This is a genomic window from Microvirga rosea (genome assembly GCF_020595095.1).
GTDB classification, from domain to species: domain Bacteria; phylum Pseudomonadota; class Alphaproteobacteria; order Rhizobiales; family Beijerinckiaceae; genus Microvirga; species Microvirga rosea.
The window spans coordinates 885,018-895,713 of sequence record NZ_JAJDOP010000001.1; the positions used below are offsets into that span (position 1 = coordinate 885,018).

Annotated in this window: 11 protein-coding genes; 3 read left to right on the plus strand and 8 right to left on the minus strand. The window is 63.9% G+C overall.

All coding sequences use genetic code 11. The features are described 5' to 3' along the window. Positions 1-2: 2 nt before the first annotated feature. The 5 genes from purL to purC all read right to left on the minus strand — a co-directional run bounded on the left by purL (position 3) and on the right by purC (position 4,783). On the minus strand, positions 3-2,213 hold the full coding sequence (purL, locus tag LJD17_RS04185) for a phosphoribosylformylglycinamidine synthase subunit PurL (RefSeq protein ID WP_227382868.1): 2,211 nt from the start codon (positions 2,211-2,213) through the stop codon (positions 3-5). Between the two features lie 73 nt (positions 2,214-2,286). Continuing rightward, positions 2,287-2,985, minus strand: a complete 699-nt coding sequence (gene purQ / locus LJD17_RS04190; RefSeq protein WP_227382869.1) for a phosphoribosylformylglycinamidine synthase subunit PurQ — start codon at positions 2,983-2,985, stop codon at positions 2,287-2,289. A 7-nt stretch (positions 2,986-2,992) separates the two neighbouring features. Beyond that, positions 2,993-3,232 carry a phosphoribosylformylglycinamidine synthase subunit PurS gene (gene purS, locus LJD17_RS04195; protein WP_226742720.1) on the minus strand — a complete coding sequence of 80 codons (240 nt, stop codon included), beginning with the start codon at positions 3,230-3,232 and terminating at the stop codon, positions 2,993-2,995. A gap of 69 nt (positions 3,233-3,301) precedes the next feature. Beyond that, positions 3,302-3,853 (minus strand): hypothetical protein, encoded by a 552-nt coding sequence (locus LJD17_RS04200; protein WP_227382870.1) that lies wholly within the window; start codon positions 3,851-3,853, stop codon positions 3,302-3,304. A gap of 135 nt (positions 3,854-3,988) precedes the next feature. Further along, complete coding sequence (purC, locus tag LJD17_RS04205) at positions 3,989-4,783, minus strand: phosphoribosylaminoimidazolesuccinocarboxamide synthase (protein WP_227382871.1); 795 nt, start codon at positions 4,781-4,783, stop codon at positions 3,989-3,991. A 226-nt stretch (positions 4,784-5,009) separates the two neighbouring features. Here purC and LJD17_RS04210 point away from each other — a divergent pair, with 226 nt between their 5' ends. From LJD17_RS04210 to gluQRS, 3 genes are read left to right on the plus strand one after another with little or no spacing between them, the layout of a single operon-like run. Beyond that, the gene (locus LJD17_RS04210; RefSeq protein WP_227382921.1) at positions 5,010-5,333 is read left to right on the plus strand and encodes a DUF1476 domain-containing protein; all 324 of its coding nucleotides are present in this window, start codon (positions 5,010-5,012) and stop codon (positions 5,331-5,333) included. Positions 5,334-5,377: 44 nt separating this feature from the next. Then, a complete protein-coding gene (locus LJD17_RS04215; RefSeq protein WP_227382872.1) occupies positions 5,378-6,145 on the plus strand; it encodes an HpcH/HpaI aldolase family protein in 768 nt (255 codons plus the stop codon). 30 nt (positions 6,146-6,175) lie between these two features. Then, the gene (gluQRS, locus tag LJD17_RS04220) at positions 6,176-7,054 is read left to right on the plus strand and encodes a tRNA glutamyl-Q(34) synthetase GluQRS (protein WP_227382873.1); all 879 of its coding nucleotides are present in this window, start codon (positions 6,176-6,178) and stop codon (positions 7,052-7,054) included. Between the two features lie 3 nt (positions 7,055-7,057). On the opposite strand, the gene LJD17_RS04225 is transcribed toward gluQRS, so the two are convergent. The 3 genes from LJD17_RS04225 to LJD17_RS04235 all read right to left on the minus strand — a co-directional run. Then, positions 7,058-7,975, minus strand: coding sequence for an AEC family transporter (locus LJD17_RS04225; RefSeq protein WP_227382874.1), 918 nt, complete (start codon positions 7,973-7,975; stop codon positions 7,058-7,060). A gap of 6 nt (positions 7,976-7,981) precedes the next feature. After that, on the minus strand, positions 7,982-10,015 hold the full coding sequence (locus LJD17_RS04230) for a M23 family metallopeptidase (RefSeq protein WP_227382875.1): 2,034 nt from the start codon (positions 10,013-10,015) through the stop codon (positions 7,982-7,984). 430 nt (positions 10,016-10,445) lie between these two features. Next, positions 10,446-10,696: hypothetical protein (locus LJD17_RS04235; RefSeq protein ID WP_227382876.1), on the minus strand; the 251-nt coding region annotated here is incomplete at its 5' end.

The following is a 10,696-nucleotide window of genomic DNA, read 5'->3' on the forward strand; positions in this document are numbered from 1 at the left end:
CCTCAGGCCTTGCCGGCCATATAGTCCGGCAGCCACGATTCGTGCGCCGCCTTCAGCTTCTCTATCGATATGGCCTCCCGTCCCGGGAGAATCAACGAATCGCCGCCGGTCACGCCGAGCACCATGGCGGGAATGCCGACCGCGTTCGCCTCGTAGAGAATGTCGGCTGCGTCGTCGGGCCGGACCGCCAGGAGGTAGCGGGCCTGGTCTTCGCCGAACAGGAAGGCGTGAAGCGGCATGGTCTCCGGAGCGCTGGTCACGATGGCGCCGGTCCGTCCGGCCATGGCCATCTCTGCGAGGGCCAGCGCAAGGCCGCCATCCGACAGGTCATGAACGGTGTCGACCTGCCCCGAGCGGATGAGCTGGCGGACGAAATCGCCGTTGCGCCTTTCCGCCGCCAGATCGACCGGGGGCGGAGCTCCTTCCTCACGGCCGCAGACATCGCGCAGATAGATCGACTGTCCGAGCCAGCCGCGCGTCTCGCCGATCAGGATGAGCGCGTCTTCCTCGCGCTTGAAGGCGACGGATGCATTGACCGTCACGTCATCGAGCACGCCGACGCCGCCGATCGCCGGGGTCGGGAGGATGCCCTGGCCATTGGTCTCGTTGTAGAGAGACACGTTGCCGGACACGACCGGGAAATCGAGGGCCCGGCAGGCTTCCGAGATGCCGCGCAGGCAGCCGACGAACTGGCCCATCACCTCGGGCCGCTCCGGATTGCCGAAATTCAGATTGTCGGTGATCGCCAGCGGCAGGCCGCCGACCGCCGTGATGTTGCGCCAGGCTTCCGCCACCGCCTGCTTGCCGCCCTCGACCGGATCGGCCTCGCAATAGCGGGGCGTCACGTCGGTGGTCATCGCAAGACCTTTGGGACCGTCCTCGACGCGCACCACGGCGGCGTCGCCCCCCGGCATCTGGACCGTATTTCCGAGAATCAGATGATCGTACTGCTCCCAGACCCAGCGCTTCGAGCACTGGTCGGGGGAGCCCACCAGCTTCAAAAGCGCTTCCCCGTGGGACACGGGCGGCTTGACGCTGTCCGGCGCGATCACCGGCTGGTGCGTGTTGGCGAGGTGCGGGCGGTCATAGATCGGCGCCTCGTCGCCCAGCTCCTTGATGGGCAGGTCGGCCATGACCTCGCCCTGGTGCTTCACGACGAAGCGCAGCGTGTCGGTGGTCTTGCCGATGATCGCGAAATCGAGACCCCACTTGCGGAAGATGGCTTCCGCGTCCTTTTCCATGCCGGGCTTGAGCACCATGAGCATGCGCTCCTGGCTCTCGGAGAGCATCATCTCGTAGGCGGTCATGCCTTCCTCGCGGGTCGGCACCTTGTCGAGGTCGAGTTCGACGCCGAGATTGCCCTTTGCGCCCATCTCCACGGCGGAGCAGGTCAGGCCGGCGGCCCCCATGTCCTGAATGGCGATGACGGCGCCGGACTTCATCAGCTCGAGGCAGGCCTCCAGCAGGAGTTTCTCCGCGAACGGATCGCCGACCTGAACGGTGGGACGCTTTTCCTCCGACGCATCGTCGAACTCCGCCGACGCCATCGTGGCGCCGTGAATGCCGTCACGGCCGGTCTTCGATCCGAGATAAACGATGGGATTTCCGACGCCCGTCGCGGCCGCGTAGAAGATCTCGTCCGTCCGGGCGAGGCCGACCGCCATGGCGTTCACGAGGATGTTGCCGTTGTAGCGAGGATGGAAGCCGACGCTGCCGCCAACGGTGGGAACGCCGAAGGAATTGCCGTAGCCGCCGATTCCCGCGACGACGCCGGACACAAGGTGGCGGGTCTTCGAATGATCCGGTTCGCCGAAGCGAAGGAAGTTGAGGGCCGCGATTGGCCGTGCCCCCATGGTGAACACGTCGCGCAGGATGCCCCCGACCCCGGTGGTCGCGCCCTGATAGGGTTCGATGAAGGACGGATGGTTATGGCTTTCCATCTTGAAGATGCACGCCAGACCGTCGCCGATATCGATGACGCCGGCATTCTCGCCGGGACCCTGGATCACCCATGGGGCGCTGGTCGGAAGGCCGCGCAGGTGAAGGCGGGAGGATTTGTAGGAACAATGCTCGTTCCACATGGCGGAGACGATGCCGAGTTCCGTAATGGTCGGCGTGCGGCCGATGAGCTTTACGAAACGGTCGTACTCGTCGGGCTTCAGCCCATGCTCCTTCACCAGCTCCGGGGTGATGGCCACATCGTTGCGAATCATCGGGGTCTCGTTTCTTGCCCGCTCCCAAAAGAGGGACGAGGGGATCGACAGAAGGTTTCAGGCCGCCTTGTTTTTAGGCCGCCGTGGCGAAGGACGACACGAGGCTCTCGAAAAGGCCGCGCCCGTCCGTTCCGCCCACGAGATCTTCGATCAGGTTTTCCGGATGAGGCATCATGCCCAGGACGTTGAGCTTGTCGGAATAGATGCCGGCGATCGAATTCATGGAGCCGTTGCGGTTCGCATCCGCGGTCACCTGACCGCTCGCGTCGCTGTAGCGGAAAGCCACGAGGCCTTCGCCTTCCAGGCGCTTCAAGGTCTCGCCGTCGGCCGTGTAATTGCCTTCGCCGTGAGCGACGCAAACATCGATGGCCTGACCCTTCGCATAGGCGCGCGTGAAGGCGGTGTCGTTGCGCTCCACCCGCAAGAACTGGCGGTGGCAAATGAACTTCAGGTTGGCGTTTCGCATCAGGATGCCGGGAAGGAGCCCGGATTCGCACAGAATCTGAAAGCCGTTGCAAATCCCGAGCACGAGACCGCCCCGGGCCGCATGGGCGCGCACCGCATCCATCACGGTCGCCCGTCCGGCGATGGCGCCGCAGCGCAGATAATCGCCATAGGAAAAGCCGCCGGGGAGCACGACGAGGTCGGTGCCCGCCGGCAGATCGGTTTCGGCATGCCAGACCTTCTCCACCTGGGAGCCGGCCGACCGGAGCGCCCGCATCACATCGCCTTCGCGATTGGATCCGGGGAAGACGACGACAGCAGATTTCATGGAGCCCTCACGCGATCTCGACGCGGTAATTCTCGATCACCGTATTGGCCAGGAGCTTTTCGCAGGCCGCCTTGAGCGAGGCCTCCGCCTGGCCCTTGTCCGCGGTGTCGAGTTCGATATCGAACACCTTGCCCTGACGGACATTGGCGATTCCATCGACCCCAAGGGACTTGAGGGCGCCTTCGATGGCCTTGCCTTGGGGATCGAGAACGCCGTTCTTGAGGGTCACGGTGACACGGGCTTTCATGGGGGCCTCAGGCTGTTTTTCGGAAGATGGCCAACGCCATAAAGGGAAAGAGGCCAAGAAACAACGGCTTCACAGCCGCAATTCACGCCTCGCGACCTCCCGCACGGTCCTGTGCACCGCGGCTTCGTCCTCGCCGACAACCAGCACGATCTCAAGGCCGTCGTCCGTGCTTCGGCCGAGAGAGGCCCCATAGGCCGGCTGCTTGCTGGCATCCGCCGGGGCAAGGCTGATCGTGAAGCCATGGAGCGAGCCCTCGTCCAGCGGCTGGGCGTGAGCGACGGTCCGGACCGGCTTGCGCTGACGAGAAGGTGCCTTACGGGATGGTGATTGGAGGGCCTGGACCAGGGCGGCCGGGTTTTTCAGCACGGCTTCGGCCTGTGCCGCGTCCTTCCCTTTCAGCCTGACGACCCCGACCGCGAGGCCGGGGGTACATTCGGGCGGCGCGCAGAAGGCGAGGGCGATCGGCTCCGCCCGGTCCTCGGCGAGCCATTTTCTCAAGGGAAGGGCTTCCCAGGGAGCTCCCGGCGGGACGCCTTCCACGGGACGTGGAATGTAGCCGCAGGATGCGAGACCTGCGCCAGTCAGAACCAGAAGGGCAAGGAGCAAGGAGCGAAACGGCATAGCTCGTTTTTAGACATCGGATGATGTCGCGGTCGAGTCGTCCGGCCTCGGAGGCTGGCCGGACATCGTCAGAGGAGAAGAGGGCCTAAAGAAAAGCCCGGCACGGGCCGGGCTTTCGGAAGCAGGCGGGTCGCCTCACTGGACGAGGCGGGGGCCGCTCATGGTCGGATTCTCGTTCTCGGACATGATGCCGAGGCGGCGAGCGACTTCGGAATAGGCCTCCACCAGTCCACCCATGTCGCGGCGGAACCGGTCCTTGTCGAGCTTGTCCTTGGACTTGATGTCCCACAGGCGGCAGGAATCCGGAGAAATCTCATCCGCGACGACGATGCGCATCATCTCGCCTTCCCAGAGGCGGCCCGTTTCCATCTTGAAGTCCACGAGGCGGATGCCGACGCCCAGGAAGAGCCCCGACAGGAAGTCATTGACCCGAATGGCAAGGGCCATGATGTCGTCGATCTCCTGGGGGGTCGCCCAGCCGAACGCCGTGATGTGCTCTTCGGACACCATCGGGTCGTTGAGCTTGTCGTTCTTGTAATAGAATTCGATGATCGAGCGGGGCAGCTGCGTGCCTTCCTCGAGGCCGAGGCGCTGCGACAGGGAGCCGGCCGCGACATTCCGGACGACGACCTCGAGCGGAATGATCTCCACCTCGCGAATCAACTGCTCGCGCATGTTGAGACGGCGGATGAAGTGGGTCGGAACGCCGATATCGTTCAGGTTCTGGAAAATGTATTCCGAGATCCGGTTGTTCAGGACGCCCTTTCCGTCGATCACTTCATGCTTTTTGGCATTGAAGGCGGTGGCATCATCCTTGAAGTGCTGGATGAGCGTTCCGGGCTCGGGCCCTTCATAGAGGACCTTCGCCTTGCCCTCATAGATGCGACGGCGGCGATTCATAGGCGTGTACCGTGGTTTGAGGAAATCCATGGCCGTGGCTCCTTGAGTGTCATGTGCAGATCCGCGGCTGGCACGGGTTCGATAAAGATCGTCCCCGGCTTGGGCGCAACCTATCCGATCCCTCTGCCGAGCACAACGGAAGGAGTTCGGCCACTTCCAGGCCGTCTCCTCAGGTGGTTTTCGAATGGGATTACCCCTGGCGGTGACGCCTGTGCGCCTTTATATCGCAGGAATCACAATCTGGGAGATGAGGACCATGACCGCCTTCGACGAGCGTAAGGACGCATTCGAGAAGAAGTTTGCACACGATGAGGAACTTCGTTTCAAGGCGACCGCTCGCCGCAACAAGATGTTTGGCCTTTGGGTCGCGGCCCAGATCGGCAAGACCGGGGCCGAGGCGGACGAGTATGCCAAAAGCGTCGTTCTGGCGGATTTCCAGGAAGCGGGCGACGCGGACGTGATCCGTAAGGTGAAGGCCGACCTGGAGGCCGCGGGCAAGCCCGCCGACGAGGGCGCGCTGAACCGCACCCTGCAGGAGCAGATGGCTCGCGCTATCGACGACATCAGAGCCGGCCGCTAAGCTTTCGGCATCGCCCGATCCATCCTCCTGAAAAGGCTTGCTGCATGTCCCTTCCGTCACTGCCTGACCGGCTGAGGGCCGGGACGCCCGCCTTGGCTGCCTGGTGCGGATTGCCGGAGCCGAGCATCGCGGGCGTTCTGGCCCGCGAGGCCTTCGACGCGGTGGTCGTGGACATGCAGCATGGCGCGATCGACTTCGCCGCGACGGTCAAGGCCATCCCCCTCGTGGCGGCGGCCGGCAAGCCGGCGATGGCCCGCATCGCCGTCGGAGAATTCGCGACAGCCTCCCGCCTGCTTGACGCCGGCGCCTCCGGAATCATCGCGCCGATGATCAATACGGTCGAGGACGCCCGCCGCTTCGCGGGCGTCATGAAGTTCCCCCCTGTCGGGGAAAGGAGCTGGGGCCCTCATGGAGCCCTCAGCCTTACCGGCCTGCAGCCGGGGGAGTACTTCAAGGCCGGAAATGATCTGTCGGTCGCCCTCGCGATGATCGAGACCCGGGAGGCGCTCGGCCTCATCGACGAAATCCTGGCCGTACCGGGGATCGATGGGGTCTTCATCGGCCCGTCCGATCTGTCGATCGGTCTGTCCCAAGGCCAGGAGCTCAATCCGACCAGCGCCGCCGTGGAAACGGCGATCGACCATGCCTTGGGGCGTGCCCGCGCCGCAGGGAAGTTTGCAGGAATCTATGCGGCATCGGGGGAAAGGGCCTCGGAGCTCGTGCGCAAGGGTTTCCATCTGATCTCCATCGCCAGCGATACCGCGCTCCTGCGCATGGGGGCCCAGGGCGCTCTCAAGGCCGCGCGCGGCTGATCTCCCGATCCGTTTGACCGGTCTTCGCGAGTGTCCTCGACCGCGCCCGTCTTCCGCTTCGCTCCCAGCCCCAATGGGCGGCTGCATCTCGGGCACGCCTATTCCGCCCTGCTGAACGCGGATTTTGCCGCCAGATTCGAAGGGCGGCTCCTTCTTCGCATCGAGGACATCGACATGGCCCGATGCCGCCCGGCTTTCGAGGCGGCGATCTACGAGGATCTGGCATGGCTCGGCCTCCGGTGGGAGCAGCCGGTCCGCCGGCAATCCGAACATTTCCCCTTCTATCGCGAGGCCGCCGCAAGGCTGAACCGGAAGAATGTCCTTTATCCGTGCTTCTGCACGCGTAAGGAGGTGGCCGATGCCGTGGCCCATAGGGAGGCCGCCGCGGCGGTCCCGTGGCCGCGCGATCCGGACGGTGCCCCGCTTTATCCCGGAACATGCCGGTCTCTCGCTCTGCATGAAGTGGAAGGCCGCGTGGCCGCCGGAGAGCCTCACACGCTGCGGATCCATATGCCCGCCGCGCAATCCTGCATCACCCGGCCTTTGACTTATGGGCGGTTCAGTCGCGACGGGGAGATCGAAACGATCCCGGTGAATCCGGCCAGGTGGGGCGATACGGTAATCGTCCGCAAGGATATCCCGACGAGCTACCATCTATCCGTCGTGACGGACGACGCATTCCAGGGGATCACTCATGTGGTCCGGGGCCAGGATCTGGAGGCCGCCACGGATCTTCATGTGCTGCTGCAATTCCTGCTCGATTTACCGACGGCGCTCTATCACCATCACGGCCTCGTCCTCGACCCGGGAGGCGACAAGCTGTCGAAAAGCCGGCAATCGGAAGCGCTGACGGATTTGCGCGCCCGGGGCATCACCGCTGCGGCGCTCCGGCAGCGGCTTGGCTTTTGAAGGTCAGCCGATGCCCAAGACATATAGCCAAAGAAGCGTCGTTCCGAGAGCGAGCACCGTTGAAAGGGTGACGGCGCTGGATGCGAGTGCGACGCCTTCCCCGTATCGCTCGGCGAAGAGATACGCATTGATCCCCGATGGACAGGACGCAAAGAGAACCGCCACCCCGGCCCAGACGGGCGGCATCGAGAACACGTGTGTCGCCAGCAGCAGCACGATGAGAGGATGCAGGAGAAGTTTGAGGGCGGAAATCAGGGTCGGGAGCTGCCAGCCGGTCTCCAGGCCGTAGCGGCGCAGGGCAATCCCCATGGAGACCAGCGCACAGGGAACCGCGGCGCTTCCAAGGAGCTCCACCACCTGCCAGATCGGGCCGGGCAGGTGAGGCGCAAGCGGCCTGCAGGCGGAGCCGGCCAGAATCCCGACCACGATGGGGTGGGTCAGAAGGCGGCGGACGATCACGAGGGGAGAGGCCTGGCGCCCTTCGGCCATGATGGTGGCCAGAGTCATGGTCACCGGAAGATGGACGGCGATCAGGAGAAAGAGCGGTACGGCGCCGGCCTCGCCATAGGCCTTGAGAATCATCGGGACCCCGACGAAGACCGTATTGGCTTGGCCGGCCGAGAAGCCCGCAACGACCGCGGACACGCCTTTAAGGGCGAAAAGGCGGCGTCCGGCAATCATGGCCAGGGTCCAGACGACGGCGACTCCGGCGAAATAGGAGATCCAGTAGCCCCAGGGCTGGACCGCGGGAATCTCGGCCTTCACCAGGGTTCTGAAGATCAGGCAGGGGAGGGAAAGAGAGAAGACGAATTCCGAGAGGCCTTCCCCCATGCGCTCCGAGACGAAATTGGTCCATCGCGCGGCGTATCCGATCCCGATCAGGCCAAAGACCGGCAGAACGATCGCAAGAAGGTCAAGCATCGGATCTCAGCGCAGGTCGGCCCGTTGGGCGATGCTGGCCGATGCGCTCGCATGCGCCATGAGGTCGTCGACCTGTTCACGCTGGCGCTTGAACTCGACCAGGGTGCGGCCTTCGAGCTCGCGGCTCTTGGGAAGGCGGATCTTGAGGGGATCGACGAAGCTGCCGTTGATCAGGACTTCATAGTGCAGGTGAGGACCTGTCGAGAGGCCGGTGCTGCCGAGATAGCCGATCACCTGCCCCTGCTGGACCCGGGCTCCGGGCCCGACTCCTTTTCCGAACCCGGACATATGGTTGTAGGTGGTCACATAGCCGTTCGCATGCTGAAGCTCGACCCGGCGGCCGTAGCCCGATTCCCAGCCCGCCTTGATGACAGTGCCGTTACCGGCGGCCAGGATCGGCGTGCCGATGCGGTTGGCCCAATCGATGCCGGTATGAGGCCGCGAATAACCCAGGATGGGGTGGTAGCGGGATCCGAACCCGGATCTCAGGATACCTTCCGCAATCGGTTTGCGGAGCAGGAACTTCTTCAAGGAGCGTCCGCTTTCGTCGAAAAAGTCCACGATGCCGTCGTCGCCCTGGTATCGGTAAACCCGTCGGGCTTCCCCGCCGACCGTCAGAGACGCATAGAGAACTTCCGGAGCCCCTCCCTCTTCGTCGGCCCCATAGAACACTTCGAAGGTGTCGCCCGCCGAGACACGGCGCTGGAAATCCACGTCATAGCCGAAGATGCGGACCAGCTCGTCCACGGTCTTTCGGGGAAGGTCGTTCTTGAGGGCCGTTTCGTAGAGGCTCTCGTAAAGCCTGACGCCGCGCCCGTCGTCCTCCTCCTCATCGTCGTCTTGAGCGGCGGCAACCTGGGGAGACGCCTCTTCATTGATGGGGGTCACCGAGACGAACACCCCTCGGTCGTTGGTGGCCGCGATGGCATCGATGCCGCGCTCGCCGAGAACGATCACGCGGACGATCTGACGAGGATCGCCGAGCCGGGGGCCCGGAGCGATCAAAAGCCGAAGGTGCTGGCCTTCCACGAGATTGGCTGTCTTGATTCTCGCCGAGAGCGCGGTGGTGATCGCGAGAATCTGCTCCGGGGTCGCCCCGTAGGCACGCAAAACCGTTTCCGCGGTCTCTCCCTTCTTCAGGGCGACGTCGCGTTCTTCCACGAGGGGGGCCGTGCCGCGCAGGTCGGCTTTGGGCAGGTTCGTGACGTTTTCCGGAACGACCCGCACTTCGATGGAACTGAACGGAGCGTCCACGATCCGGGCATAGCCCAGGGCCTCCCCGAGGGAATCGGGCTGGCGCAGGGTGCGGGACAGCATCTGCTGAGCCGGAATCGGGAAAGCCGCACGGCGTCCGGCTTCGGAAGAGACCCGGCGCTCCTCCTCAAGGATGGCGATCACGTCATCGTCCGACAAGGAGGGGGCGCTCGCCTCGACGGCAAGGCCCGCCAGATCCCGGCGAACGACCGACACGTCCGCATCGGCGACCTCCGGGGGCGGCTCGACCGCCTTATCCTGGTTGCTGTCGTTGAACAGGCGCATCGGATCGAAGCGGGGGATGTCCGTGGCGTAGACGCCGGCCGTAAGAGACAGGTTGGTGGCGACACGGACGAATTGCCTGACCTTGATCGCCTCCCTGTCCCCGTTCCGGATCGTCATGGGCGCCCGGAAGCTCTGCTTGGCCAGAGCCACGGTCTCGCTTCGATTCAGCCGATCCGCTTTGCGGGCGGTATTGATGGTGCGGTTGTCCGCTCCCGTATCCGTCGATGCGACGCGGACGCTGGCCCGCTCGGGAGGAGATGCGGACGTGGTCTCGCCCTCGAGGGCGATATAGATCGACGTGCCGATCAGCAGAGCTCCCGTGACCCCGGTCAGGATGCTGGCTCCGAGCCACCGGAGATTCACGTCGCGCCGATCGACCTCCTGAGGAGCTCCGCCGGCATTCAGGGCGGGCTCATGGCCCAGATCCACGCCCGACGCGATACGAGCGCTCTCCCTGAAGGGGAGGCCGGCCCGGGTGTCGTCGGAGGAGGATGAACTCATGAGGACTTCGGTTGAATGAAAGCAGGGACGCCAGGGCTCTAGCACAGGAGGGCTCGCCCGGACAAACACGAGCCGGGCCCAATCTCATATGCCGATCGACGGCGGGCGGATCGTGCATCGGGCGACACTGTGACGGCAGTGAGGCGGATCGCCAGATACCCACCGTAGAAAAGGGCCGGCGAAGAATTTTGCGCCGCCGTCAAAAAACTTTCACAAGGCTGTTGACACCTGAAAGGGCATGGGCCTATAAGACGCCCATCGACGCCGCCGCTGACGCGAACGGCGCCAAACGCTTCCTTGACAAGGCGCGCTGAAGCAAACCGGATCAAACCGGCCCGCTAAGCTGTCTTTCAGAGAGGCTCCATCCTCCGGATGGACGTCAAATACGAAATGGTCTTCAAATCGTAGTTGACAAAGAAAAGAGATGAACTTAAATCAGGTTCATCACCGGGTTGCCGAGGATCGGTTGCTCCGGGTTTTCTTTTGAAAAATCGCGGCTGGGGCCGGAAGTAAAATTCCGGGCTTGGGCGCTGTTTTCTTCGGAAGACGAAATTTGCTCTTTGACAAGTGAAGATGAGAGAGAGAAGCGTGGACGGCGGTGTCCTTGCGGGGTTGCTTTCGGGCAGCCTGAGAAGATACCGACCAAGTCTATGCTTTGGTGAGTACCACCGTTCAGTGGAA